The sequence below is a fragment of the Fibrisoma limi BUZ 3 genome (genome assembly GCF_000296815.2).
GTDB classification, from domain to species: domain Bacteria; phylum Bacteroidota; class Bacteroidia; order Cytophagales; family Spirosomataceae; genus Fibrisoma; species Fibrisoma limi.
Genome location: NZ_CAIT01000010.1, coordinates 325,223 through 349,664, shown reverse-complemented (window position 1 = coordinate 349,664; position 24,442 = coordinate 325,223). Strand labels below are relative to the sequence as shown.

General features: G+C 52.2%; 23 protein-coding genes. 10 read left to right on the top strand and 13 right to left on the bottom strand.

Features of this window, described 5'->3' with window-relative positions:
- Window positions 1–17 precede the first annotated feature (17 nt).
- Window positions 18–1,136, bottom strand: a complete 1,119-nt coding sequence (locus BN8_RS29480; protein ID WP_009285616.1) for a WG repeat-containing protein — start codon at window positions 1,134–1,136, stop codon at window positions 18–20.
- A 367-nt stretch (window positions 1,137–1,503) separates the two neighbouring features.
- On the opposite strand from BN8_RS29480, the gene BN8_RS29475 reads away from it, so the two are divergent.
- A complete protein-coding gene (locus tag BN8_RS29475; RefSeq protein WP_009285615.1) occupies window positions 1,504–1,914 on the top strand; it encodes a hypothetical protein in 411 nt (136 codons plus the stop codon).
- Between the two features lie 104 nt (window positions 1,915–2,018).
- On the opposite strand, the gene BN8_RS29470 is transcribed toward BN8_RS29475, so the two are convergent.
- The gene (locus BN8_RS29470; protein WP_009285614.1) at window positions 2,019–3,029 is read right to left on the bottom strand and encodes a ScyD/ScyE family protein; all 1,011 of its coding nucleotides are present in this window, start codon (window positions 3,027–3,029) and stop codon (window positions 2,019–2,021) included.
- A 470-nt stretch (window positions 3,030–3,499) separates the two neighbouring features.
- Here BN8_RS29470 and BN8_RS29465 point away from each other — a divergent pair, with 470 nt between their 5' ends.
- Window positions 3,500–3,904 (top strand): DUF3244 domain-containing protein, encoded by a 405-nt coding sequence (locus tag BN8_RS29465; protein WP_009285612.1) that lies wholly within the window; start codon window positions 3,500–3,502, stop codon window positions 3,902–3,904.
- Between the two features lie 96 nt (window positions 3,905–4,000).
- On the opposite strand, the gene BN8_RS29460 is transcribed toward BN8_RS29465, so the two are convergent.
- Window positions 4,001–4,597 carry a hypothetical protein gene (locus BN8_RS29460; RefSeq protein WP_040007136.1) on the bottom strand — a complete coding sequence of 199 codons (597 nt, stop codon included), beginning with the start codon at window positions 4,595–4,597 and terminating at the stop codon, window positions 4,001–4,003.
- Between the two features lie 167 nt (window positions 4,598–4,764).
- On the opposite strand from BN8_RS29460, the gene BN8_RS29455 reads away from it, so the two are divergent.
- The gene (locus BN8_RS29455; RefSeq protein ID WP_009285610.1) at window positions 4,765–5,721 is read left to right on the top strand and encodes a sugar phosphate isomerase/epimerase family protein; all 957 of its coding nucleotides are present in this window, start codon (window positions 4,765–4,767) and stop codon (window positions 5,719–5,721) included.
- 8 nt (window positions 5,722–5,729) lie between these two features.
- Here BN8_RS29455 and BN8_RS29450 read toward each other — a convergent pair whose 3' ends face one another.
- Window positions 5,730–5,948 carry a hypothetical protein gene (locus BN8_RS29450; protein ID WP_009285609.1) on the bottom strand — a complete coding sequence of 73 codons (219 nt, stop codon included), beginning with the start codon at window positions 5,946–5,948 and terminating at the stop codon, window positions 5,730–5,732.
- Window positions 5,949–6,140: 192 nt separating this feature from the next.
- On the opposite strand from BN8_RS29450, the gene BN8_RS29445 reads away from it, so the two are divergent.
- Window positions 6,141–6,602, top strand: coding sequence for a hypothetical protein (locus BN8_RS29445; RefSeq protein ID WP_009285608.1), 462 nt, complete (start codon window positions 6,141–6,143; stop codon window positions 6,600–6,602).
- A gap of 38 nt (window positions 6,603–6,640) precedes the next feature.
- Here BN8_RS29445 and BN8_RS29440 read toward each other — a convergent pair whose 3' ends face one another.
- Window positions 6,641–7,372, bottom strand: coding sequence for an NUDIX hydrolase (locus BN8_RS29440; protein ID WP_040007059.1), 732 nt, complete (start codon window positions 7,370–7,372; stop codon window positions 6,641–6,643).
- Between the two features lie 155 nt (window positions 7,373–7,527).
- On the opposite strand from BN8_RS29440, the gene BN8_RS29435 reads away from it, so the two are divergent.
- From BN8_RS29435 to BN8_RS29425, 3 genes are all read left to right on the top strand, one after another.
- Window positions 7,528–9,177, top strand: coding sequence for a carboxylesterase/lipase family protein (locus BN8_RS29435; RefSeq protein ID WP_009285606.1), 1,650 nt, complete (start codon window positions 7,528–7,530; stop codon window positions 9,175–9,177).
- A gap of 185 nt (window positions 9,178–9,362) precedes the next feature.
- A complete protein-coding gene (locus BN8_RS29430; protein WP_009285605.1) occupies window positions 9,363–9,596 on the top strand; it encodes a hypothetical protein in 234 nt (77 codons plus the stop codon).
- Window positions 9,597–9,654: 58 nt separating this feature from the next.
- Window positions 9,655–10,302 (top strand): methyltransferase domain-containing protein, encoded by a 648-nt coding sequence (locus BN8_RS29425; RefSeq protein WP_040007134.1) that lies wholly within the window; start codon window positions 9,655–9,657, stop codon window positions 10,300–10,302.
- On the opposite strand, the gene BN8_RS29420 is transcribed toward BN8_RS29425, so the two are convergent.
- Together BN8_RS29420 and BN8_RS29415 are read right to left on the bottom strand one after the other, a co-directional pair.
- Window positions 10,303–11,034, bottom strand: coding sequence for a C40 family peptidase (locus BN8_RS29420; protein ID WP_009285603.1), 732 nt, complete (start codon window positions 11,032–11,034; stop codon window positions 10,303–10,305). It lies immediately after the preceding gene.
- Window positions 11,035–11,104: 70 nt separating this feature from the next.
- A complete protein-coding gene (locus tag BN8_RS29415) occupies window positions 11,105–13,786 on the bottom strand; it encodes a cation-translocating P-type ATPase (protein ID WP_009285602.1) in 2,682 nt (893 codons plus the stop codon).
- Between the two features lie 308 nt (window positions 13,787–14,094).
- On the opposite strand from BN8_RS29415, the gene BN8_RS29410 reads away from it, so the two are divergent.
- Complete coding sequence (locus BN8_RS29410) at window positions 14,095–15,318, top strand: hypothetical protein (RefSeq protein ID WP_009285600.1); 1,224 nt, start codon at window positions 14,095–14,097, stop codon at window positions 15,316–15,318.
- 345 nt (window positions 15,319–15,663) lie between these two features.
- Window positions 15,664–17,358 carry a DUF8832 domain-containing protein gene (locus BN8_RS29405; protein WP_009285599.1) on the top strand — a complete coding sequence of 565 codons (1,695 nt, stop codon included), beginning with the start codon at window positions 15,664–15,666 and terminating at the stop codon, window positions 17,356–17,358.
- A gap of 390 nt (window positions 17,359–17,748) precedes the next feature.
- Here BN8_RS29405 and BN8_RS29400 read toward each other — a convergent pair whose 3' ends face one another.
- From BN8_RS29400 to BN8_RS29375, 6 genes are all read right to left on the bottom strand, one after another.
- Window positions 17,749–18,456, bottom strand: coding sequence for a hypothetical protein (locus BN8_RS29400; RefSeq protein WP_009285598.1), 708 nt, complete (start codon window positions 18,454–18,456; stop codon window positions 17,749–17,751).
- A 26-nt stretch (window positions 18,457–18,482) separates the two neighbouring features.
- On the bottom strand, window positions 18,483–19,166 hold the full coding sequence (locus BN8_RS29395; RefSeq protein WP_144051850.1) for an outer membrane lipoprotein-sorting protein: 684 nt from the start codon (window positions 19,164–19,166) through the stop codon (window positions 18,483–18,485).
- A gap of 28 nt (window positions 19,167–19,194) precedes the next feature.
- The gene (locus BN8_RS29390; RefSeq protein ID WP_009285596.1) at window positions 19,195–19,899 is read right to left on the bottom strand and encodes a LolA-like protein; all 705 of its coding nucleotides are present in this window, start codon (window positions 19,897–19,899) and stop codon (window positions 19,195–19,197) included.
- 253 nt (window positions 19,900–20,152) lie between these two features.
- Window positions 20,153–21,934: a tetratricopeptide repeat protein gene (locus BN8_RS29385; protein WP_009285595.1), complete on the bottom strand. Its 1,782-nt coding sequence runs from the start codon at window positions 21,932–21,934 to the stop codon at window positions 20,153–20,155.
- A 223-nt stretch (window positions 21,935–22,157) separates the two neighbouring features.
- On the bottom strand, window positions 22,158–23,288 hold the full coding sequence (locus BN8_RS29380) for an App1 family protein phosphatidate phosphatase (protein WP_009285594.1): 1,131 nt from the start codon (window positions 23,286–23,288) through the stop codon (window positions 22,158–22,160).
- Window positions 23,285–23,869, bottom strand: a complete 585-nt coding sequence (locus BN8_RS29375; protein ID WP_009285593.1) for a TIGR04282 family arsenosugar biosynthesis glycosyltransferase — start codon at window positions 23,867–23,869, stop codon at window positions 23,285–23,287. The genes BN8_RS29380 and BN8_RS29375 overlap by 4 nt, the downstream gene beginning before the upstream one ends.
- Before the next feature lie 135 nt (window positions 23,870–24,004).
- Between BN8_RS29375 and BN8_RS29370 the strand changes: the two genes are divergently transcribed.
- On the top strand, window positions 24,005–24,388 hold the full coding sequence (locus BN8_RS29370; RefSeq protein WP_009285592.1) for a Rid family detoxifying hydrolase: 384 nt from the start codon (window positions 24,005–24,007) through the stop codon (window positions 24,386–24,388).
- The last annotated feature ends 54 nt before the right edge of the window (window positions 24,389–24,442 follow it).

Here is a 24,442-nt window from a genome sequence, read left to right as displayed (position 1 = left end):
CCAGTTAGGGCGACTCGTCATTTACCACGCCAGAACACCGTTCCCTTTGGCGTGATGTATACCGTCTCAAGACCACCGAACAGGCTACCGGTTTCCATTCGGGCCAGCCCGTTGCGGAAAATGGACGTAATGCCTGTATACCTGGTCGGGATCACTTCGCGACCTTGTTTGTCAATGAATCCCCATGTACGGCTTTCTTCACTTTGAACAGCGCATAACCCGTTTGCAAAAACACCCGTTGAGCGATACTTAGATACGTTAGCGACCGTTTTCCCTGTTTTATCTATGACACTCCACTGCCACCGCTTCCGGTCGGAGCTTAACGTAGCGACCGTTGCTAAGCCTTCTCTGAACGAATGGGCATCTTCGTATTTGGTTGGTTGCACCACCCACTTGCCTTTGCGGTTGATAAATCCTATAAAACCAGAATTCAACGACCTGACTAAAGCCAAATCGTCTGCAAACGGCTCCACAAACGAGAACTCGGGCGGAATCTTAAAATTTCCGGAACGATCAATGTAGCCCGACGGTCCATCATCATGCGTCAGATAGACGGCTGCGAGCCCTTCTTTAAAGGTGGACACGTAGCAAAGTCGCTCGAACTGCGGCTTGATGATCATGTTGCCCTGCTTATCAATAAAGCCGTTTTTACCATTGAGCTTCACGCAGGCCAGCCCTTCCGAGAAGTAGCCCGCATCCTCATACCGGCATGGTATTATCAGCTTACCTTGCTTATCAATGAAACCCCACGTCTCATTTTCCTGCACAGCCGCGAACCCTTCGCTATAATCCAGAATGCGGTCGTAGGGCTGGTCGGTGATCACATTTCCAGCGGGATCAATAACACTATAAGTACGTGAATAGCTGGGTTCATAAACGACTTGCTGCACCACCGCACGATCGTCGTAGAAGTCGTTAGCGGTTGTGTACGTTGGCGGAATTACGAGTTTCCTGCGGCCGTTGATGTAGCCCCATTTTGTATTAACCGGAACGGGAAACAGCGCGTCAGGCGGAATCGCCTGCTGCTCGTCGGCGGATAGTGCCTGCTCGGTGTCCGTCCGCTGCCGGACGAACATCCACGCGTAACGGAGCATCCATAGGAGACTAATAGCTCCTACGACGTACAGAAGTTTCATTAGATTGTTGGCTTGGCTAGCATACAACACCTAACCCATTGGTTTTTAAGCACAAATAAAAAGAGTGCTTTAATCTCGTCCGTTCCTGATGCTCAAGTTTTGTACAAACGGTAAGGGCAGGTCTACCAAAATTTATTCATCACAATCATTCGATCCTTTACTCTTTGGAGCTATAAATGGCCTCCGATGCGGACAAGCGTACGATTTCGCACATCAATGTTCGTTTGCGAACGCGCGTTGTCCGCTTCCGTACAAACTAAAGTTGGCACAACAAAGTAAAACTACTGATAATCAATAATTTAACTGTTTTGGCACACTTGTTGGCATAATAAGATCAAACAGTAAACAACTAAAATCTTAAACAGCCATGTTCAACTTCCTTTTACAAGCCAGCGCCCTAGTCGGTGCCAAAAGTATCCTCGGTGCCGTATTGCTCAGCGCGTCAACCCTGACAACAGAACCGGCCGAACCGAAAAAGCCAGCTTCATTCGGTGCCAGTGCGTACGTGAACAAAGAGAACAAAATTCAACTGGCGGTAGAGAAAGTGGTAGCCGAACCGGTTACTGTTGTTCTCCGCAATCAGGACAATGAAGTTCTCTTCACCCAGCGGCTCGGCAAAAAACAAAACAAGTTCTCGGTGAAGTTTGACATGAGCCAACTCCAGGATGGTGCGTATGAATTAGAAATCAGTTCAAGCGATGGCAGTATTCGTAAACAGGTCAGCCTGCAAACAAATACTGTCACCCTTGAGCAGCCCCGCCTGGTTACGATGCAGTAAACAACACAGTGAGTACAGTACCGGTTAACGAACGCGTCATAAAAAAGCCACTTCATTTAGTTGAAGTGCTTTTTTATGCCTGTAGGGCTACGTCAGTAAACCAATCAGTACGTTACCCGCTGAATGGTTCCGTCGGCCAGGCTGCTTAGGTAGTACGTATTGGCAGCGGTTCCAGCCTCGATGGACGTGGGTAGATTCAGCCCCTGCAATAGCCCACTGATCTGACCATTTTTCGACTGAAGCAGCCGACCCGTATTGGGCATCGGTCCCATCTGCCCAAACTGCGCTACCTGCAGCACGATAGGCCGCTGATTAGCGCCCAGCACAATATCAACCAGACTGGTGAAGCCTTCCTGATACAGCGATACGTTACCAGCCTGGTCAATCTGATAGATACGGGCTTTGTCGGCGGGGAAGGGGAAGCCCAGCAGCGTCGTCACCAGGAATTTTTGCCCGTCGAACACAATTCCGGTCGGCACCGACTGCACAAACGGCGGTCCTACCATCGGCATCGTGGGATTTGGTATCCCCGGCACGGTTGCGAACACACTCAACTGCCCCGTTTTGCTCCGCTTGATAATGGCATTAGCACCGGCATCGGCAATGTACAGGTCACCATCCGGCCCGAAGGTCAGGTTATATAGATTTGAGTCCTGGGTATCGGACGGACCAAAATCATAATCCAGTACGAACTTCCCTATTGGTTCGCTGTCCAGTTGTGAAGCCATGAATGGCTGGTCGCCCGGTTTGAACGACGCGACGTTGACTTTATAAAGCTTCTCATCGACACCGTGCAGGATATACAGCATACCGTCTCTGTACACCAGGTGGTTGAGGCCGTCGGGCGTGTTTTCGGGACTTACGGCTACGTTGAAGCCGGTAATAACGGGGTATTTCTGGCCATCCGGCATGATCAGCGTTACTTTACCGGCTGCTACTTCGGTCACCCAGAGCCGCCCCTGAGGATCGGTCGCTACACCCAGGGGAGCAGCCAGCCCAGAGGCTACACTTTGAACCTGCAACTGGCTGGGGTCACCCAATTCACGGTGGTCCTGACAGCCGGCTATGAACAGACACGCTAGTAGCGCGCCAATGCTGAGTAAGTTTGTACGCATACGTAATGTTGGTAAAAAAGGAATTGATTGTGACGATAAGCCGCTGATTAACGGCGGGGGAAATTAGAGAAGAAAGTAACCTTCTTTCTTATTTTCGTAGTAAACGGTCGGCAAATGAATTTGCCGGTAAAATCACCCTTGCCAATTTTAAGATTTATTAACAGTCAGCTTATCCCAAATGCACTGACCAGCTAGCTTATTCCCGCCTTAAATCCACCTCCGAACTCATTTTTCAGGCTGTTTTTTTGACTACCTCTCGGCTCCCTCCACTCTCATTTGTCCGAATTCGTGCGATTTGGCACGGGTTTGTTCAGAAACGAACACTGCTTGTCCGTTTCCGTACATTTTTTAGCAGCCATCAACAAATCAATTAGTTGATTATCAATTAGTTATTCTTTATTTCTACCTATTGGCATACTTGTTGGCATATAAAGGGAGAACAGTAAACAACTAAAAACATCATAAAAGCCATGTTCAACCTTCTCTTCCATACCAGCGCATTGGCTGGTGCAAAAAGCCTGATTGCTGCGGTCCTCCTTAGCTCAACAACGTTGACAGCCGAGCCGACCGAACCGAAAAAACCGATGTCGTTCAATGCCAGCGTGTACGTGAACAAAGAGAACAAAATTCACCTGGCCGTTCAGAAAGTAGCAACCCAGCCGGTGCAGGTAATTCTGCGCAACAAGCATCAGGATGTGCTTTACATGCAGACGATCGGTAAGAAAGAAGAAAAAGTAGCCATCCGTTTCAACGTCAGCGACCTCGAAGATGGGATGTATGAGTTGGAGATCAAGTCAAACGATGGCAGCATTCGGCGCCAGTTAAACATTGAAACGCCCGGCACTAAGCCCTCGCGGACAATCACGATGGAGTAGGCAACCTGCCGCCCGGGAAAAGACTGTATAGGTTAGAAAACGTGATGCGGAAAGCCACTTCTCCTTGAGAGGTGGCTTTTTTCATGCATGCGAAGGCTAATAAACAATTTTAACCCGGATACGATGAGGAGCCGGCTGACTACCCCCGAAATAAAGACCGGTTTTGTACGCAAACTTCTTGTCGTGGGTAAACGGAATCGGCGTTCCACCGAGTACCTGATACAACTTTCGGCCGTAGTCGATTTTGATAACCAGCCGGGTCGGTTCGTTGATTTTGGCTTCGGCAATCTTGAAATCAATTCGTTTGCCTTCAACGTAGGCGTAAGCGCCGAGGTCGATACGTTGCCGTTGCGGATTCCACCGCCAGCCTACCCGCACACCGTCGACCTGATGCGGTGCCGCACCGAGGTCCTGGTCTTTCGAGCCAACAAAGCCCAGTCCAATCACTTTGTTCCAGTCCTGTTCGTCGACCGAACCGATGTCATAGATGCACGTACTGTCGAAGGTAACCGTAGCCGACAGCTCCGATGGCTCAATCAGTACCCCCGTTTTCCGCTTGGGCAGGGGTTCGTGGTCGCCTGCTTCAACAACGACCCATTCCGGCTCCGAAACGAATAAATCCGGAATACAGGCGTTCATCGACACCAGAAAACCGAGCAGCATAATACGCAGGATAGAGCGTGTAGTAGTCATAACGTGGTGAATGTAAAACAGAATAGTGCCAATCTCGTAACTCAAAACGAGCAACTTTGTCTGTTTTATTGTTCCGTTCAGTCAGATAAGCAAAGATGATAGGTAGAATCGGTTGCCGCAATCTTTTATACTTATTCCGTATTTAACGGTTCATCCCTGCAACCAACATGTCTGATTCAATACTGACCCGCCGTCAACTCGTAACTACACTCACCACAGCGGCCAGTGCTGCGTTGCTGCCGGCCACTGCGTCCGCCAATTCAACGACTACGCAGCCAGCCAAAACCGCAGCTTTCACCCATTGCCTGAACATGAGCACCCTCCGGGGCCACAAACTTGGCTTCGTAAAAGAACTCGAAACCGCGTCCAAAGCGGGGTTTCGTTCGGTCGAAATCTGGGTCGATACGTTGCTGAATTACATTAAAGAGGGCAATACCCCCGCCGATGCCCGCAAACGACTCGGCGACCTGGGCGTTACCGTCGAAAATGCCATCGGGTTTGCGCCGTGGATTATTGACGATGATGACGCCCGCGCGAAAGGTCTTGAGCAGATGAAGCGGGAAATGGACGTACTAGCTCAGATCGGCTGCAAACGGGTAGCCGCTCCGCCCGTTGGTGCGCAAACGCCCAACAGCCCAACCATCGACCTGCGCAAAGCGGCTGAACGGTATCGGGCGTTGCTTGAGCTAGGCACCCAAACGGGCGTTACCCCGCATCTGGAACTCTGGGGATTTTCGCGCAATTTGAATCGCCTGAGCGATGTCATGTACGTAGCCGTCGAAAGCGGCCACCCGTCGGCGCGGCTGCTGCTGGATGTGTACCACCTGTTCAAAGGCGGCAGTAGTCTCGACAGCCTGCCCCTGGTTGGCAAACCCGCCATCGAAATTTTCCATGTAAATGACTACCCGGCGAATTTGCCGGCCGCCAACATCACCGACGCCGACCGCGTTTACACCGGCGACGGCGTTGCGCCGATCCGGCAGATTCTGCAGGCCATCCGCAACCCGGATCGGCCTGTCATCCTATCACTGGAAGTATTTAACAAGAACTATTACGCCCAGGACCCATTGCAAGTCGCGCAAATGGGCCTGGCCAAGATGAAGGCGGTAACGCAGGGCGTTTAGCAGCCCATCTACTGATTGTCGATCCGACGGGGCCGATCGGAACTGGTGCCACCGGCTGTGTGCTCAGTGGTTTCCTGCGATTCTGGCTTGGCTCCGCCGGGTGCCGTTCCGGTGCTGCCCGGCCGACGCGACTTAGTGTTCTGGCTGTAGTCGTCGCCCTCTGTGTTCGGGCTCACGGTGCTGGCCTGACTGGCCCCGGACCGTGAATTCTGCTGTGAGTTTCTCATGTTGTTGATGTATAAGTTGGTATTACGTTGGCAAACGTCGACCTGATCTACTTGTTCGGGTTACTTAGGCTCAATACCTGTAGGTCGGCTTTATTTGCAGCTAACCGATGGAATAATTAGATTAAGGGGATTATCATTGTTTGTTAAGTTAGCCCATAATCCGAAAAAATCCAACCCTTATCAAAACTCACGATGAAAAACCGATCTATCGTTCTCGCCTTTGTGCTAACCTTGTGGTTGGGAGCCTGCCGGGAAAAGGAAGTAGGGCCTGACCTGACCACTCCGCTGACCGGCCAGTTTGGAGTCAGTTACCTGATTGTCAATTTATCAGCGGGCGTTTCCAACAGTGGGCCTGGTGCCAACGCTACGGTCGAGCTTCGGCGTAAAAACAACAATACGCTCACGGTAACCGTCAAAATTAACGACGCTCAGATTCAAATCAGCGATCAGTTTGACGCTACTGTTACGCCGACCAGTCTGGACAATTATCACTTACGTACTCCTGGTCTGCGGAGCGTGTATGAGGTGACCTATACAACCAGCGACCGTAGTACTGGTAAAAGCTACATAAATCTGTTTAACGATGGCACCATACGGGGTAGTTTTGGTTACGTCAATCCCAGCGACCTCATGATCAGTTTGGGATTTAACTGAAATCGCGAGCGGCCTGGTTCATACAATCCTTCTGCTACTCACACGGCAACGAATCGGTAGACGTAAGGTGCTTTGTGCGCGCCACCCGTATATTTCTTGTCAATCCGCTCCAATACGCCTAAACTGAGCATTTTCCGCTGGAATCCAGAGCGGTGCAGCTTCTCATTCAAAATAGTCTCGTATAGGCTCTGCAACTCGGCCATGGTAAAGGTATCGGGCAATAGCGAGGATGCCCACTCGACCAGCTTCCGGTCCAGATTGATTCGCAGGGTTTCCAGGGCTTTCTGCACAATAGTCTGATGATCCTGCATAAGCTGGGGCAATCGGTCCAGATCATACCAGTCGCAGGAATCCGACAGCGCATCGGGCCGGGGCACGGCTTTCGTAAAGTCAACGAGGGCGTAGTAGCCCACCGACACAAACCGGCGCAGCAGCCAATGATACTCGGTTGGCGCCAGGCCGTTGGCTATCATGATAGACCGCATCGGTGCCGGGTCATGCCGGGCCTGATCGCCGAACACGTAAAACTGTTCCAGGTAAATATCGCTCAGCCCCGTCCGCTCAGCCAGCATCCGGCGGGCCGCAGCGTTCAGATCCTCGTTTTCCCGAATAAATCCACCGGGCAACGCAAACAGCCCCGTATTACGGTACTCCAGCAGTAAAATACGAAGCTGGTTTTCGTGAAAGCCAAAAATAACCGCATCTAAGGCCAGACCAGGCAAATAACCTGATCCATCTGGCCCGCTCGCGTCGGGCGATTGATCACTCATATTTTTTGAACTATACCAGCAAGTAACATAAAAAATTGGCATTCTTATTTAAATCATTTATTATTGTAACAAATTGTTACAATAGAAAAACCGACTGCATTTCAGGCTTGTTAGGCCAGTAATTAGTCTGAAACAATATTCGTTACCTTGAACCAATGCCCATGAAAACACTTTTAATTGCTTCACTCTTAACGGCACAGGCAGGTCTGATAGCCGTTGCTCAATCTGGGAAAGCGGGCTTTTCCGGTCAGGTACGTACTGCTAATGGGGTTGTGGAAGGCGTGAAGGAAGCGAGTGGTGTTTACGCCTTCAAAGGCATTCCATTCGCGCAGCCACCCGTTGGTGACCTGCGCTGGAAAGAACCCCAGCCCGTTCAGAACTGGCAGGGTGTCCGCAAAGCCGACAAGTTCGGCCCGCGTGCCATGCAACGCTCCCTTTTCGGCGACATGAACTTCCGCTCGAATGGTATGAGCGAAGATTGCCTGTACCTGAACGTATGGACCCCGGCCAAGTCGGCCAATGAGCGTCTGCCGGTGCTGGTTTATTTTTACGGGGGTGGATTTGTGGCCGGTGACGGTTCCGAACCGCGCTACGACGGCGAAAGCATGGCCGGCAAAGGCATCGTAGCCCTCACGGTCAATTATCGCCTGGGTCCGTTCGGCTTCATGGCGCACCCCGAACTGACCAAAGAATCGCCACACAAAGCATCGGGTAACTACGGACTGCTCGACCAGAACGCGGCCCTGCGCTGGGTGAAGCAGAACATTGCGGCCTTTGGTGGCGACCCGAACAAAGTAACCATCGCCGGCGAATCGGCCGGATCGGTGTCGGTGAGCGCGCAAATGGCTTCTCCCCTGTCGAAAAACCTGATTGCCGGGGCCATTGGCGAAAGCGGTTCGCTCATGGGTACACTATCGCCTACTCCACTGAATCAGGCCGAGCAGATGGGGGCAAAGTTTGCTGAGGCATTGGGTGCCAGCTCGCTGGCGGAGCTTCGGGCCATTCCGGCCGAAAAAGTGCTCGAAGCCACCGCGAAACCCGGTACACCCTGGTTCTCGACAACCATTGATGGATATTTTCTACCTAAACCGGCAGGGCAGATTTTTACGGCCGGTGAACAGGCACACGTACCGCTGATGGTTGGCTGGAATTCGGAAGAAATGGGCTATCGCGCCATTTTAGGCAAGGAAGAGCCAACAAAAGAGAATTATCAAAAGGTGGTCCAGAAACTGTACGGCGACCAGGCCAATGAGGTTCTGAAGTTGTATGCTCCCGCTACTGACGCGGATGTTGAGCAGGTGGCGACCGACCTGGCCGGCGACCGCTTCATTGGCTTCAGCACCTGGAAGTGGGCTGACATGCACAGCCAGACAGGAGGTGATAAGCCTGTTTATCGGTACTTCTACGCTCGACCCCGCCCCGCCATGGTTCCTGAAATGGGCAACGCATCGGCTGGTCTGGCGGGTGGTGTCGTTCGGAACAACGACCCGAACGCGATCAAGATGCCACCGGCCAAAGGTGCCGTTCACTCAGCCGAGATTGAGTACGCAATGGGCAACCTGGCCACAAACAAGGTATACGCCTGGACACCGGAGGACTACAAAGTATCGGAGCTGATGCAGAACTACTTTGCCAACTTCATTAAAACCGGCAACCCAAACGGCCCTGGTCTGCCCAAATGGCCCGTTGCTGGTAAAGCCACTCCGGTTCAGTATATGCGAATAGATGTGAACTCGCAGGTTGAAAAAGAGCAGCACCGCGACCGTTACCTATTCCTGGACCAGCAGAACGCAAAAATGGATTAACACTCACTTTTTAACCTATGGATCGGCCCCAACGCTAGTAGTTGGGGCTTTTTTGTTCTGGCTTATGCGCTGGAATGCACGGCCTTTGTGATGGGCAGAAGTTGAAAATTAATTATTACTAAAGCGCTCGAAAAACGTAACAGTTTAGTAAAATATGCGTTATTGCGACGTAAACCTATCTGATCATGAACCTGTTACTACTCTCCGCCATGCTTAACTGGACGGTCCCCATGCCGCAGGATACTGTTCAGAAAATAACGCATCCACACGATAATATGCCCATCTACAAGGACAGCGGTCGTTCTGTTCGCATGCCGAGTCCAACGTATTATTTCGAGATAACGCCACGGTACCGAACCCAGCCCAGCAAAGGCGGCAAGCAACCGGCCGATTCGACCAGAAAACGAAACTGGATTTAACCAACAGTTCGGCTGTAGGATGGGTTGTCAGAATACAACAAGCCTAATGCAGCCGGCCATGAACTCAAATCAGCCGTTTCCCGAGCAATATTTCCGGCGGATGGACGAGAGCGACGACGAACGCTTCTATGATTCTCCGCGACTGGTTGTCCATATCGATGACGTAGCTATTGCCGCGACAACCCAGCTTTACCGCGAGTATCTGCCTCCCAACGGCGACGTACTGGATTTGATGAGTAGCTGGCGGAGTCATCTGCCGACCGACGTACCGTATCGGCGGGTGGTCGGTCTGGGCATGAACGAGGTGGAAATGCGCGATAATCCGCAGTTGACGGACTACGTCGTTCAGAACCTGAACAAGATCAGTCGCCTGCCGTTCGATGATGCTTCCTTCGATGGTTGCATCCTGACCGTGTCGGTGCAGTACCTGACCCAGCCAGTCGATGTTTTCACAGAAGTAGGTCGTGTTCTTCGCCCTGGTGCTCCGTTCCTGACTGTTTTTTCTAACCGGATGTTTCCCACCAAAGCCGTAGCGATCTGGCAATCGCTCGACGACCGGGGACATCGGCAACTGGTTGAAAGCTATTACCAATTAGCCGGGCGTTTTGAGGGGATTCAATCACTCGACCGCAGCCCGAAGGGTTCATACAGCGATCCGCTGCATGCCGTGGTTGGACACCGGACTCGCCAGCCGCTTACCTTCTGATCAGCGCCCGACGTAGCGAAGCACGCGATGCCACTTCTGTGGCTTGTAGGGAGTCGTCCGTACAACCGTACCGGTGTACGGCGCTTCGATAAGCTGCTGCTTACCGACGTAAATACCCACGTGCGACCACTTTCCGTTCCTGTGCTTTCGTACCAGCAAGTCCCCCGCCTGCGGCCCACCGGTCACTTGCCGAAAGTCAGGGCTGCTGACCAGATCGGCCACGGAGTTTCCCCCCCGCCAGTTAACACCAACATCGTCAAACACGTAGCGAACCAGTCCGGAGCAATCCAGCGTTCCCCGTCCCGTTTGGCGGTTGTAGGCCGGTGCGCCATAGGGAACGCCGAGGTAGTGGTAAGACTGAGCAGCCAAGCGTTCGCCGAGGGCGCTACGTTCCGTAACAACCGGTTGGGGCGTTACCAATGGCAGGACAAAGCGCAACAGCGGGTAGACCAGCGTCGCCTTAATCCGACTGACACTGGCCCCGGTTCGCTGACCGGCCACCAGATAAGCCAGCGGGGCCGTAGCTGGCCGGAAATAGTGGTTGTGGTCGACTTCGAGGTGTCCGCGATCAATGATATGTTTCAGCAGTGACTTGAGTTCTGCTTCGGTAGCAACCTCACCAAACCGCTGTGTTAGAACAGCTTTGTAGCGTTGGTAGAACGATTGTCCGGTTGGTTGCGCCGGGGCGTTGATTGCCACCAGCCACAACAGCAGGCAAAGGAGTCGCTTCATGGGGACAGAACGCCCCCATTTTAGTCTATGGTTCCGCTAGTGGTTATATTTTAATATGTCCGCTAACCTATCATCGCCCCCAGCCGGTCAGTGTGCGCACCACCTGAACGATAATTACCGGCACGACGCCGGCCGCAATAATCAACTCTAAAGGCGCAGCCTGCATCGGCTGAATTGACAGCACCTCGCGCAGGAACGGCACGTAGTAGGTCAGGAACATAATGGCAATACAGGTCAGCAACGCCAGCCAGATGTAGCGATTACGGGTAATTTCGTTTTTGAAAAAATGACCCTTACCCGAGTACAGGTTGAATACGTGCATCAGTTGGGCGAACGACAGGGCGTAGAACGTAATGCTGTTACCAACCCCTTCGCTTAGTCCTAACTGGCGCGTTCCGAACAAATAAACGCCCAGCACTGCGACCGTAATTACGAAGGCGTAGAATACGATCACCCCCCAGTCATTGCGACTGAGAATGGGTTGTTTCGGGTCGCGGGGCGGCTGCTTCATCAGTTCGCTGTTCTCGCGGCCGACACCCAGCGCCAGGGCCGGGAATACGTCGGTGATGATGTTGATGAACAGGATTTGCAGCGGCAGCAACGGTGTCCCTACGTTCAGAAAACCGGCGAAGGTAACCACGAAGATTTCGCTCATGTTGCACGACAGCAGAAACAGGATGAACTTGCGGATGTTCTCGAAAATGACCCGCCCCTGCCCGATCGCCGTTACGATCGACGTGAACGAATCGTCTTTTAGCACCATAGCCGCCGTTTCGGCCGCAACCTGCGTGCCCCGCTGGCCCATCGCAATGCCAATGTCGGACTTCTTCAGGGCCGGTGCGTCGTTAACGCCGTCGCCGGTCATGCCGACAATATCGCCCTGCTGCTGATACAGATCAATCATGTCCAGCTTCTGCGTCGGGCTGACGCGGGCAAACACCCGGCATGCCATCAGCCGCTCCCGATCAGCGTCTGTCAACTGATCCAGCGGTTTCAGGTCCCGGCCGGTCAGCGCGATGTCTTCGCCCGGTTCGATCAGGTGTACCTGCCGGGCAATGGTCAGGGCCGTAGCAGGGTGGTCGCCGGTGACCATGATCACTTTGATACCGGCCTCACGGCAGGATTCCAGCGCGGGTGTCACCTCGGTGCGGGGTGGGTCCAGAAAACCAATCAGCCCGAGATACGTCAGGTTACTATCGGCAAAATCGTCGCCGGGCTTTTCATCGATTTCCCGGTACGCAAACGCCAGCGTCCGCAACCCATCGGCCGCCATCTGTTCCGACATATCACGCTGTTTTTGCTGGAGGGCCTCATCCATATCGGGGCAACGATCCATGATTTCTTCCACGGCCCCTTTAACAGCCACTACGTAGCGGTTGTCGGTTCGGTGGAGCGTCCCCATCATGCGCGTGTCGGAACTGAACGGCTTCTCGGCTTCGCGCGGATACTGCTCACGAATGATATCCGGGTCCTGCCCGGCCGCATAAGCAAACTTGAGCAAGGCCACCTCAACGGGATCACCTACTTCTTTGGTATCCGTATCATGCGGGTTATAGTCGGCATTATTGGCCAGAACACCCGCCAGCACAAGCTGCTGATACACATCGCTTTCGATGATCTGCGTGTCGCCGTTTGTCACGTTCAGCGTCTGGTCGGCGGCCTGTACGTCCACATCGGCACGGGCATCGGGAAGCTGGATGGTATGCACCTCGATACGATTCTGGGTCAACGTCCCGGTTTTGTCCGTAAAAATGACGTTGGTCCCACCCAGCGTTTCCACCGCCGACAGTCGCTTCACGATGACTTTCTTCTCGGCCAGTCGCAGCATACCATAGGCCAGGGCAATCGTAGCCACAACGGACATACCTTCCGGAATGGCCGCAATAGCCAGAGCAATGGAGGTTTCGATTAATTGCCGTACTTCTTCACCCCGAATCAGGCCAACGATTAGAAACAGCCCCGCCAGGCCGACAGTCACCCAGATCAGCACTTTCGACAGCGAGTCCAGTTTCGCTTCCAGGGGAGTGGCAGTCCGTTCGGCCTGCTCCACCATCGTCGCGATTTTCCCCAGCTCGGTCTGCTGCCCAATGCCTGTTATGACAGCCCGACCGTTGCCGCCTGTTACGGCCGTTCCCTTGAACAGCCGATTATGCTGATCGCCCAGGGGTGCATCCTCGGCCGTAGGCGCAGTGGCTTTTTCAACCGGCAGCGACTCGCCCGTCAAAGCCGACTCGTCGACCTGCAACTGGTTAGCTTCCAGCAAGCTGGCATCGGCCGCCACAAGATCACCGGCTTCAACCATCAGAATATCGCCCAGTGTTACGTCTTCCGACGAAATTTCGTGTACGCGGCCATCGCGCCAGACCCGCGCCGGATTCGTGTCCATCTTCCGCAGCGCATCCATGGACTGGCTGGCGTTGAACTCCAGCACAAATCCGGTAATAGCGTTGATCAGGATTACCGCTATAATGGCCCATCCCTCTACGGTTTCCCCCAACAAAAACGAGATGATAGCCGCAGCCGCCAGAATCCAGACAATAACACTATTGAATTGACGAACAGCGATGCTCCATGCGCTTTCGCGCTTAGCCTCCTGCAAGGCATTAGGGCCGTATTGCTCAAGCCGACGGTTTGCTTCATCGCCGGTCAATCCGCTTTTGGCATCAACGGCCAGCGATTTAACCAGTTGCTCGGCCGGTAGCGTGTGTGGCAGCTCAGGAACACTAAGATTATTGGTAGCGGTGGCAGTCATACAAAGAGGTCGTTACGTACTACAAACGCAACCTGCTTATAATGACTTTGTTTAGTCCAATGCGGCTAAACACTCATCTTGCCTGTCTCAACGTTTTTTTTCGTCTCGTAGGGGAAAACTGTTTTTTAACTGTCTATGCATAGGTGCCGATAATCGGCTGTGGTTTCGGGCCTGCAATCCGGCGTTTCAGGCTGCCTATAAGCCATTTGGGTAACAGATTGACCATCGTATCAACGATCCGTATTAACTTAAGACAAAATTTAGGTCGTATAAAAATTTTCAGGTTCATATTGTTTCAACAAACGGGTATGGAATCAACGATCCCTTCCTCCTTTTCGCCCTCGACCGAGGCAGTCCGGGCCCGCTCCATTGACTGGCGGCTGGGCATACCTACATACGTTTATGCCGTCGTTTTTGCGTCATTATGCATTGTCTGGGGCCTGCTATGGGACATCATGTGGCACATCAGTATCGGCCGCGACGGGTTGTTTGCCCCTCCGCATCTGGTTATGTACGTCGGTGCTGTCGTATCCGGGCTATTTTCGGGTTACCAGATTCTGAGCATGACCTTCCGGAAAAATCACCCCGAGCGGGCCGGCTCGGTTCGGTTCTGGGGCATTTTCTACGGCTCGCTGGGTGCCCTCTATTGTGTATGGGGTGCTATGGCCATGCTTACCTCCGCCCCTTTCGATGACTGGTGGCACAACACCTACGGACTGGATGTCCAGATTCTGACACCCCCACATACCGTACTGGTGCTGGGCATGATGATGGTGCAGTTTGGTGCCATGATTGGTGTGCTGGCGTTGCAGAACCGTACCCGCAGCCAGACACTCGCCAACGACCTGGACCAGCGACGGGCCAGCCGGCTAAAACTGCTGTTTGGCATTGCAGCCGGGCTGCTGCTAACGGTTTTATACGTACTGCTGTCGGAAAATATGGGCAAATGGCTGATGCACAACTCGCTTTGCTACACAACGGCCGCTATCGCGTTTCCAGTGTATTTGCTGGCTGTCGGCAGGGCCTCGCTGCTGAAGAATCCGCTGACAGTCATCACGTTCGTTTACATGGTAACGCTACTGATTCCCAACTGGAGCCTGCCCTTATTTCCGGCTACGCCCAAACTTGGTCCGGTCTATAACCCCATCACGACCTATCAGGCATTTTCGTTTCCGTTGCTGCTGATCGTACCGGCTTTCGCCCTGGATCAGCTCATGAAACGGTACAAGGGTAACGACTGGATTTTGGCAGGTCTGGCAGCCGTTGTCTTTATGGTACTGTTCCTGGCGGTTCAATGGCCGTTTGGTGAATTTCTGCATACATCACCCTACGCCCGTAACTGGTTCTTTCTGTCCAATGCATGGTCGTACGATAGCTCTCCGGACTGGAAGTATCGCTATAAATTTCACCCGAGTCTGCTGGAACCGCCCGCCGTATTCTTCAAAAATTTTGGCTTTGCTATCCTCTACGCGGCCATCTCCGCCCGAATTGGTCTCTGGTGGGGCAACTGGATGAAACGGGTAGTGAGGTAAAAAAGGAGAAAGGGGAGGAAGGGGAAGAAAGGGAGGAAGGAAGCACCCCTTGCGCTCCGTAGCCCGGACGTGACCCGGACTTAAGAACAACCCAGCGGTCAGACGTACCGTCAGACCGAGATGATGTCTGTCTCGCGCCAAAGGTCTGACGGCACGTCTGACCGGGTCACGGCTTAGTCCCGTTATTGTTCGATCAAAAACCCAGCAGTCTCACGACCGGCCCAAAAGAAACAACCCGGCGGTCGGACGTACCGCCAGACCGGGTCACGCCAGACCGGGTCACGTCTGACCGAATCAAAACCGCAGAGAGCGCTAGAAACAAATAAAACCAGCATTGCAGAAAAAATGAACTTAATACCAACCTGGCCGCGACACATCAGGCGAATCGTCTTTTTATACGCACTCTTTCATGCATTCGCTCTTTCGCTCATTAGCTACGCTCATGTGGGCAGCCCTGGGGTACTGGTGCAGAAACAAGCCGGTAAGTATCGGGTGCTGGTTAATGTTCAGCCGCCGGACGTTGTGCCGGGAACGGCCAAGGTAACCGTATTCGTCGAGCAGGGGCAGGCTACATCCATTCAGGCCCGGCCGGTATATTTCTGGACCGGCGATGAAGGGGCGCCTACTCACGATCAGCTCAACGCTATTTCGGCCACGCAGTTTACCGGCGATGTGTGGTTCATGGAAAGCGGCTCCACGAGCGTTGAACTCCAGATCGACGGCCCCGACGGAAAAGTAACGGTTGTTGCGCCGGTGATGTCGGTAGCTACAGCCCAGCGGACCATGCCCGCCGAAACCGGTATCATTCTGTCGATACTTGGTTTGCTGCTGGTCGTCCTGATGGTGACTATCATTGGGGCCAGTTCGGCTGATGGAACGCTTCAGCCCGGGCAGACTGCTCCACCTGTGTTTCGCCGGAAACGGATTGTTGGCATGAGCATCGGTGCGGTACTGCTGGTTTTGCTGCTGGCCGGCGGACGGACCTGGTGGGACAGTTGGGCCGACGATTACCGGACCGATCAGCTCTACCGCCGGTTACCCATCAACTCCCTTGTGAAGCCCCAGAACGGTCAGCTTGCTCTCACGATTCAAATCGATACCACCGGATTTTCTCGGAACTGGCGCTGGCGTCGTCCCCTGAGCTATATCGTACCTGATCATGGTAAGCTGATGCACGTCTTTCTGGTCCGAACACCCGGCCTGGATGCGTTTGCTCACCTCCACCCTGATCGGCGTGATACGTTGCACTATGAATCGAACTTACCGGCGCTACCCGGTGGCCGGTACCTGCTCTATGCCGATGTCGTGTACCAGTCTGGCTACGCTGAAACATTGACGGATACGGTCGAGGTACCTTTTGTCAAGCTATCTGCCGAGCAAGCCGCAGCCCGCACGCCAACGGATGCCGACGACAGCTGGCTGGTTACCGAACCGATGGGCGTCAAATCCAACGCGATTGGCAAGCTGCACCTCGACGATGATATGGTCAGTTGCGGCAAGCCTAGCGCCAGCGCCAAACTGGACGACGGCTCGACTATGGTCTGGACTGACAAACCCAGCCCGATTCTGGAAGCCGGCAAACCGTACATGCTCAAATTTGCCGTTGCCGACGAGCAGGGCAGGGCGGCTAAGCTGGAGCCGTATCTGGGCATGAGCGGCCACGCGGCTATCGTTCGCTCCGACGGGACGGTGTACATTCACCTGCATCCGGTCGGTACGTATTCAATGGCCGCCGAGGAGTCGCTGGTCAACCGCATCGCCGATACCACCCGAACGGTAAAACTACCCGACGCTAAATTCTTCCGCGACAGTATCGATGCCTACGTAGCCAAGCTCAAGCGTTTGCCCGAACCAGAGAAAAATAAGCTCATCATGGCCGCCATGCCTGCGATGAACCACACCATGGCCGTCAACAACATGGTTGAGTTTCCGTATGCGTTCCCCAGGGCGGGCCACTACCGCATCTGGATACAGGTCAAGCGCAACGGCCGCGTACTGACGGGCGTGTTTGATACGCAGGTGAAGGAGAGTTTGCTGTGATGCTCTTTACTCGTCTGTAAAGGTCTGACGGTACGTCTGACTCGATAGCAAAAGCAGGTTGGCAAAATCCGTATATAAAACTGCTCACATGGGCTATACGGATGCAGGTGGGTACTTACTTTAAATCATCAATCACAGATTGCAATGTCAATCACCTGACTGATGAAAGCTCTATAAAATTAGGCGGTATTTAGTAAACAAGCCGCCTGAAGCAAGCGCCCCTCAAGCTTAGGATAAGGCTCTTGTAAGTCCTTGAGAAAACTAGGCTGACCAGTATTCAATTTCCCTCAATTGCTGTAAGTGGCCCTTCTAAGTTTTACGTAGTTGAGCTTCTCCAGCTTGGCTGTTAGTTTTTGTTGGAAAACCAGCAAACAGCCATCTAACGACGCTTTACTGAACCGCAAACTCCGTGTCACTGACGCCTGTGTTGATCTGTACCGAGTTGACTTTAGACATAGAAACTACACCGTCATTTTCCTGGTACGTCGAATTGTGCGGAATCTTTACGCCATTGACCTCTTTGTAATTGCTGGACTTGAGCGTTGCGGTACGATTCTGATCCCACTTGATAACGTGCTGTACTTTCAGCCCAGTGATAACGTCGTAGTAGCTTGTCCACAGTGGGGTGCCATCGGCAAATGTATTCGTCACCTTGTAAGCGTCTTGACCGTCGATCTGCTCCTTGCCGACAACAGTTGATTTGATACCCTGTTCGTTGAACACTAACTCCGGAAAAAGACGGTTGTACATCAATGACAGTCGGGCAGCCTGTTCGTTTTGCCGGGTAGTTCCCTGCTGGGTAATATCGACTACATTGGTACCATCAATTACATTTTTGTAAAAAAGCTGGCCGTTGTCGCCCGTAAGTAAAGTCAATGACTTAGCGGGTGCTTTACGCTTTAAGGTTATCTGTATTGAGCTATTATTGTATACCATTGTGCCCACGGAGGTCAAGTCTTTGACCTTCATCAGGGCATCTTTACCGCCAATGGCCGCGATATACTTGTTGATCACTTCGTCAGCGGTGGGTAAGGTCTGGGCCGTAGCCGATAGCCAGAGCGTAGGTAGTGTAAGCAGGGTAAGGAGTAACTTTTTCATGATTTCTTGTAAGGAATTGACTTGGTTTACTGCACGTTGAACTCGGTGTCGCTAATGCCCGTGTTCATCTGGTACTTGTTCACTCGTACATCAGCCGCTCCGGCAACAAAATGGTAGGGAAGTTTAATGCCGTTTACGTCGCGGTAGTCATCGACTTCTACTGTCCAAACGGCACCATCTTGACCAGGGAAGACCGACCGTACTTTTAAGCCTGTCTGGGTGTCAAAGTAAGAAGACCATGACGAAGACCCGTTAGCTACCGTATAAACAACTTTGTAAGCCTGTTTGCCGTTAATGGCCTCGGTACCAGCCAGGGTTAATTTAACCCCTTTTTGAGCCAGGTATAACTCAGGCATGATAAACGCATTCAGAATGCTGCGCTCTGCGTCTACCGGGTTTGTCGGAACTACGTTGTCGCCTACTTTGGTGAACACCTGTTTGCCGTCGATGATTTGTTTGTAGGTGACTTTGCCCGTAGCATCGGTAGCCACATTTAATGACTTAAAAGGCGGTTTTTGCTTAATAAGCAGCGGGGTGTTGCCGCCTACAGTACCTTCATAACTCAAATCCTTAATAGCCATCAGGGCTTTTTTGCCGCCAACGGCTTTGAAGAAATTGTTCAGCACTTCATCGGCCGAGGTGAGGCTCTGGGCAGACGCCGACAGGCAAAGAACGGGGAGGCCAAGCAGGAGGAAGAGTAAGGTTTTCATGGAAAGTTTTTGGGGGATAGTTTTGGTTTTACTGCACATTAAACTCGGCATCGCTGATGCCTTTGTTGATCTGTACCGAATTCGTTTTCAATGATATGGTCATGCTCGGCGACACGATGTTAACGCTAAATGGAAATTTCACGCCGTTTACGTCTTTATACTCGCTATACTTAGAAGTTCTAGTGTCGTCCTGACCAAATACTCCAATGTTCTTTACCTTCAGTCCGGTTTCAACGTCGTAGTAGTCCGTCCATAATGGAGTACCATCGGCAAACGTGCTGGTTACTTTATAAGCATCCCGTCCATCAACCTGCTCTTTACCCTCTACAGTTGATTTGATGCCTTCCTGTTTGTACGAAAGCTCCGGAAATAGCTTATACGCCATGATCGAACGGTTGGCAATGAGCCCTGTGACAGGCGTAGTCCCCTGTGAACTCACCCCTACCATACTGGTACCATCAGTTACACTTTTGTAGACAAGTTGACCGTTGTCATTAGTCGTGATCTGTAATGACTTAGCCGGTGCTTTTTGCTTAGTTGTTAATTGATAGGGGGTATTGTTAACCTGCAGTGATAACAGAGAGGTCACATCTTTGACATTCATCAGAGCTTTTTTGCCGCCGATAGCAGCGATGTACTTGTTGATCACTTCGTCAGCCGTAGGCAGGGTCTGGGCGGTGGCTGACAGCCAGAAAGCAGGTAAAATCAAGAGGGTGAGTGCAAGCTTTTTCATGGTGGATTTGTTACGGAAAAGTATTGTAAATTAAAGGATTTAGTAGGTAGACTAACGTTTCAGAAAACACTTCGCCTATTGTGAACATGAACATAGCTTTTACCGCCCTTTAAGCCGGAAAAGAGACCCGGACAAAGAGCCGGACAATTTTTAAAAAGTTGATTTTCAATCTTTTAAAAACAACTGTTTCCTACCCTACTAAATCATGTCAGAGGAAAGGGTAAGAAAATAGAGTCCGTTATAAGGTAGGCAATCAAACGTCGGCGAAGGCTTCGCCCAGGTCGGTACCTTCGGGCAGGTTGGTTTTTTTACGAATTCGGTAGCGTGTTTTGACAATCGTATCCGCCGAAACGCCCAGCATATCGGCCATTTCTTTGGTCGACAGTGACAGACGGCTCAGGCAAATGATTCTTGTTTCGGCGGGGGTGAGCATGGTGTGTTTTCGGCGCAGCCGGAGCAGGTAGTTTGGGTAAACCTGCTCAAAGAGCTGCCGGAACCGCTCCCAGTCGGCTTCGGTCAGGATGGCCAGTTCCATCAACTCAGCAATGTGGGGCAGGTTTTCGTCGGTTGCCGATTTGGCGGTTGCTTCCCGTAGCTGTTGTAATTGAGTAAGCTGCTCGGTTCGAGTTCGTGCTTCCTGCGTAATAAACGCTAATTGTTGTTCTGCCTCACGTCGGCGCTTGCGTTGGTAACGCAGGTAGAGGGCAGAAATGAGTAAAACCAGCACCAACCCCGTTATCGACGCATTACGCAGCCATACGGCGTAATCGCGGTCGGCGTCAATCTGACTCAATTTAACCCGGTAAGCTTCGGCTTCGAGTTTTTCCTGCTTCTGATGAAAGATGCGGGCATCGTCGTTCTTGCGTTGTTTCTCCTCCAGTCGGTTAGCCAGTTGAGTGTAGTAAAGGGCTTTCTGTAAATCACCCCGGTGCTGATAAACCTCACCCAGGCCAGCGAAGAGCGGGATGATATCCAGACTATCCGTTTGATCGACAAAGGCACGTACTGAATCATACAGTGCCATTGACCGCAGTAAAGCCGGATAGGCTTTATCGTATTGTTTGAGATTCAAATAGACCTCCGACAGCGGGACCATTGCATTGAACTCAGACTGTCGGTCGTTACCGCGCCGAACAGCTTCAATAGCTTTCTTCAAATATGGAATGGCGGCTGCGTGTTTCCCCTGTCTGCTCAATACAACGCCGAGATTCCCATAGCTAACAGACGAGTGAACCGACGAGCCATACGAAAGGCCAAAGGTGTATGCTTTCTGGTACCAGTAGGCCGCTTCCTTTAACTTGCCTAAACGCAAATGGCAAGAACCTAAGTCATTCAGGAACTGCCACTTGTAATAGTTGTAGCCGTAAGGATGCTCCTCTTTGGTATCCAGTTGGGGATGAGCCCATTGGTTACCTAATGCCACTGCCCGTCTGGCTAAATCATATTCCTGAATCTTGAAGAAATACATACCTATCCACCAGACGTGATGAATAATGTCATAAGTAGCTCCGTGGTACTGATGAATAACGGATAAGGGTAAATTTTGCAGTAAAGACATCCCCCGAATGGCCCCGTCGTAAACTAGTATCCGGCGCTTGCGTTCGTCCATTTTGCCCGAATGCTCAATGATAACTTTGCACCACGCCAGCCAGCATATACCTTCTTCTGCCTGAAGGTTGTGCTGGTGAGCATATTGGCGAATTGACACCAGCGAGTCAATGACTCCCTGTGCCTGCTTTCTGAAATACAGATCGGCAAATTGCTGATTACGACACCAGAAGACCCGCATTAACGCAGTTGCTTTAGGGCCTTTAGCCTCGGCCCTCATAAAGCTATAGTCTGCCAGCATGGCTGGTCGTTTGGCGGGCTGTTGTATCGAATCGTAAAAGTCAAACCAGCGGTTGGTCAAATAAGCATCGGCATATGTAAACTGGGGTTCGTCAGACAGTTGTCGAAAGTAGGCTCGATTTATTTGCGCGGAGAGGAGTTGCGCCTTAAAAAGCACCAGTGTAAGGATACACAATCGAACATTCATCAAGGGTAGGATAGCTTATTTATCAACAAAAAACGCAGATAAATATATAAAACACAGTAATACCCTGTGTTTATCCTACCATTAATTTTTAAGTATTTTTACCTATATATTATAGGTCCGACATATCGAGTTTGTAGGCCTAAACTCAGCATTAGCGCATAGCATACGGTATCGGTCAGGTAGACGTTCGTATCAATCGGCTCAAAACGTTTGAACGCCTAACTCACTCGCCCTCATCGGCCCGACGGTCGGCCCGGATTTCCGGAATGGTATCCGGGTCGATCAGGCCGATGGATGCGGCATGTTCGGCCGCGACCACCGTATCCGGCACCAGTAACATCGGCACCTTGACCGCTTCGGCCGTGCGAATCAGTTCTCGAATGGCCGCGTCGCGCCGGTCTTCCATGGATACGTTACGGATGTAAATGGCCAGAATTCGGCCGGGGTTGTCGCGCAACACCTGCGAATAGATTTCGGGGTCCTGCTGGCCACTGTCGCCGATGAGCACAAACGGCAACTGCGGGTTTACGTCCATTACCTTCCGGATCATACCAAGTTTATGATCGTGGTGCGAACTTTTGAAGAACTGAGTCTTGCTGAGGCCCAGATCACGTAGTAAAATTGGTCCTTTCGGTATACCCTGAATACGAAAAAAGTCGACCAGTAGGTCATAGAGATTCCACGGACTACTCGACACGAAGTAGATTGGGTTGAACAGCGTCGTCACGGGGCCGCTTTGCAACGCCCGGTAAAAAGCCGCTACACCCGCGAATGGCAGACGCGTATAGGCATTACCCAGAAAAGTTAGCCGGGCTGTCTGAAGCAGACTAGTGGCTTCAGTCACCAGTACCGTATCGTCAATGTCGGAGATGACACCAAACTGACTATACGTGGGTGAAATCATCAGGTAGCCGTCCTTGCTGACCGCATCCCCGTTGGGCTGTGTTACGTCTGGCAACTCATACCGCACCGGAAACCAGGCACGGCCAGGCATCAGATCGTCGGGAGGATTGATGGTCAGCTCGAAGTATCCTTCCTCGTCTGAAACGGTCGTATGGGTTTGCCCAAAGGCCTGTACGCGCACTGTCACGCCCGGCACCTCGTCGCTTTCGAAGCGCTGGTACGTTGCCAGCATATTCTGCCAGAACGTATCGTTATCGCTCGGCGTACTCAGATCCCGTTGCCGCAGCACACGCCCTTTGACCCACACCGCCGTCGGGCTGCCGAAACCCCGGTAATACACAATCTGATACGGTTTGTGGGCATCAAGCCGTCCGAATAATCGGTTCTTGAGCCGATCGAATTGTTCTTCGGCTCCAACAGCGGTAGTTTGTAGAAATTCTTTCCAGTTCATCGAACGTACTTAGCGTAATCCTCCCATTCGTCAATATCCGATAACTCGGCCAACCGCTTAAAGGTTAGATTATGCGCCTGTAGGGCCTGTTCGGTCTGCTCACGAAGATTGGGTTCGCTCCAGGGTTTGTTTTCGAACAAAAACGCATGTAGTTGCTTCATACCTAACAGGTAATACCCTCCATCGGTGGCAGGTCCAATGACTACGTCGGCCTCAGCTAATGCCTGAAACGCCTGCCGGATATGATCTTCCGTAATATCGAGGCAATCGCTTCCGATGATCACGACCCGTTTGGCACCAGCGGCAAACTGCTCCTGAAAAGCATTGTGCATCCGCTGGCCCAGATCATCGCCGGTTTGCAACTGTTTTTCGTAACCGTTCCAGCCGTCGTTGGAGTTAATGAAATCGCCGTAGTAGACCGACCGGGAGTAAGGCAGCATACGGGTAAGCTGCTGCGTGTACTGGAGGAGATGTCGGTAGACTTCGACGGCTTTATCGTTGCCAACCGTACGGGCAATTCGGGTTTTTACGTTGCCGGGAATCGGGTTTTTAACGAAGATGATCAGGTGATTTTCTGCCATACGGTGGATTGTGGGTAACTTGCGAAAAATTTGACATTGAATGCTGGACCCACGACGGCAGACCGTTCGGATGGTAGTTCAAGTAGGACCCGTCTAACATCCAGCGTCTGGCACCCAACGTCCTCAATAAAAACTATGAGCAAGCAAATTGTTTACACAGATCAGGCACCTGCCCCAATCGGCCCCTATAGTCAGGCAGTTAAGATTGATGTTCGTAACACCAGCTCGATGTTGTTCGTATCGGGTCAGGTAGCCATCGACCTCGCCCCGCTGGGCGATATTCAGGCCGAAACCCGGAAAGTCATGGAAAACATCGGGGCCATTCTGAGCGCGGCCGGTTTAGACTACAGCCACATCGTCAAGAGCAGCATCTTTGTCAAAGACATGAACAACTTCGCGGCCATCAACGAGGTGTACGGTACGTTCTTCACCGCCGAACCGCCTGCCCGCGAAACGGTCGAAGTGGCCCGCCTGCCCAAAGATGTAAACGTTGAAATTTCGGTTATAGCTGTTCAGTGAGTGAAAGAGTGAATGAGTGAAAGAGCGAAAGGCTGAATCACTCATTCACTCTTT

Excerpts from the sequence above, each read along its gene's own strand:
- BN8_RS29380 (WP_009285594.1), bottom strand. The coding sequence starts at position 23,288 with ATGAACTGGAAAGAATTTCTACAAACTACCGCTGTTGGAGCCGAAGAA.
- BN8_RS29475 (WP_009285615.1), top strand. The coding sequence starts at position 1,504 with ATGTTCAACTTCCTTTTACAAGCCAGCGCCCTAGTCGGTGCCAAAAGT.
- BN8_RS29400 (WP_009285598.1), bottom strand. The coding sequence starts at position 18,456 with ATGAAAAAGTTACTCCTTACCCTGCTTACACTACCTACGCTCTGGCTA.
- BN8_RS29470 (WP_009285614.1), bottom strand. The coding sequence starts at position 3,029 with ATGCGTACAAACTTACTCAGCATTGGCGCGCTACTAGCGTGTCTGTTC.
- BN8_RS29465 (WP_009285612.1), top strand. The coding sequence starts at position 3,500 with ATGTTCAACCTTCTCTTCCATACCAGCGCATTGGCTGGTGCAAAAAGC.
- BN8_RS29455 (WP_009285610.1), top strand. The coding sequence starts at position 4,765 with ATGTCTGATTCAATACTGACCCGCCGTCAACTCGTAACTACACTCACC.
- BN8_RS29415 (WP_009285602.1), bottom strand. The coding sequence starts at position 13,786 with ATGACTGCCACCGCTACCAATAATCTTAGTGTTCCTGAGCTGCCACAC.
- BN8_RS29430 (WP_009285605.1), top strand. The coding sequence starts at position 9,363 with ATGAACCTGTTACTACTCTCCGCCATGCTTAACTGGACGGTCCCCATG.
- BN8_RS29450 (WP_009285609.1), bottom strand. The coding sequence starts at position 5,948 with ATGAGAAACTCACAGCAGAATTCACGGTCCGGGGCCAGTCAGGCCAGC.
- BN8_RS29390 (WP_009285596.1), bottom strand. The coding sequence starts at position 19,899 with ATGAAAAAGCTTGCACTCACCCTCTTGATTTTACCTGCTTTCTGGCTG.
- BN8_RS29375 (WP_009285593.1), bottom strand. The coding sequence starts at position 23,869 with ATGGCAGAAAATCACCTGATCATCTTCGTTAAAAACCCGATTCCCGGC.
- BN8_RS29460 (WP_040007136.1), bottom strand. The coding sequence starts at position 4,597 with ATGACTACTACACGCTCTATCCTGCGTATTATGCTGCTCGGTTTTCTG.
- BN8_RS29425 (WP_040007134.1), top strand. The coding sequence starts at position 9,655 with ATGAACTCAAATCAGCCGTTTCCCGAGCAATATTTCCGGCGGATGGAC.
- BN8_RS29435 (WP_009285606.1), top strand. The coding sequence starts at position 7,528 with ATGCCCATGAAAACACTTTTAATTGCTTCACTCTTAACGGCACAGGCA.
- BN8_RS29405 (WP_009285599.1), top strand. The coding sequence starts at position 15,664 with ATGAACTTAATACCAACCTGGCCGCGACACATCAGGCGAATCGTCTTT.
- BN8_RS29395 (WP_144051850.1), bottom strand. The coding sequence starts at position 19,166 with ATGAAAACCTTACTCTTCCTCCTGCTTGGCCTCCCCGTTCTTTGCCTG.
- BN8_RS29440 (WP_040007059.1), bottom strand. The coding sequence starts at position 7,372 with ATGAGTGATCAATCGCCCGACGCGAGCGGGCCAGATGGATCAGGTTAT.
- BN8_RS29480 (WP_009285616.1), bottom strand. The coding sequence starts at position 1,136 with ATGAAACTTCTGTACGTCGTAGGAGCTATTAGTCTCCTATGGATGCTC.
- BN8_RS29370 (WP_009285592.1), top strand. The coding sequence starts at position 24,005 with ATGAGCAAGCAAATTGTTTACACAGATCAGGCACCTGCCCCAATCGGC.
- BN8_RS29385 (WP_009285595.1), bottom strand. The coding sequence starts at position 21,934 with ATGAATGTTCGATTGTGTATCCTTACACTGGTGCTTTTTAAGGCGCAA.
- BN8_RS29445 (WP_009285608.1), top strand. The coding sequence starts at position 6,141 with ATGAAAAACCGATCTATCGTTCTCGCCTTTGTGCTAACCTTGTGGTTG.
- BN8_RS29410 (WP_009285600.1), top strand. The coding sequence starts at position 14,095 with ATGGAATCAACGATCCCTTCCTCCTTTTCGCCCTCGACCGAGGCAGTC.
- BN8_RS29420 (WP_009285603.1), bottom strand. The coding sequence starts at position 11,034 with ATGAAGCGACTCCTTTGCCTGCTGTTGTGGCTGGTGGCAATCAACGCC.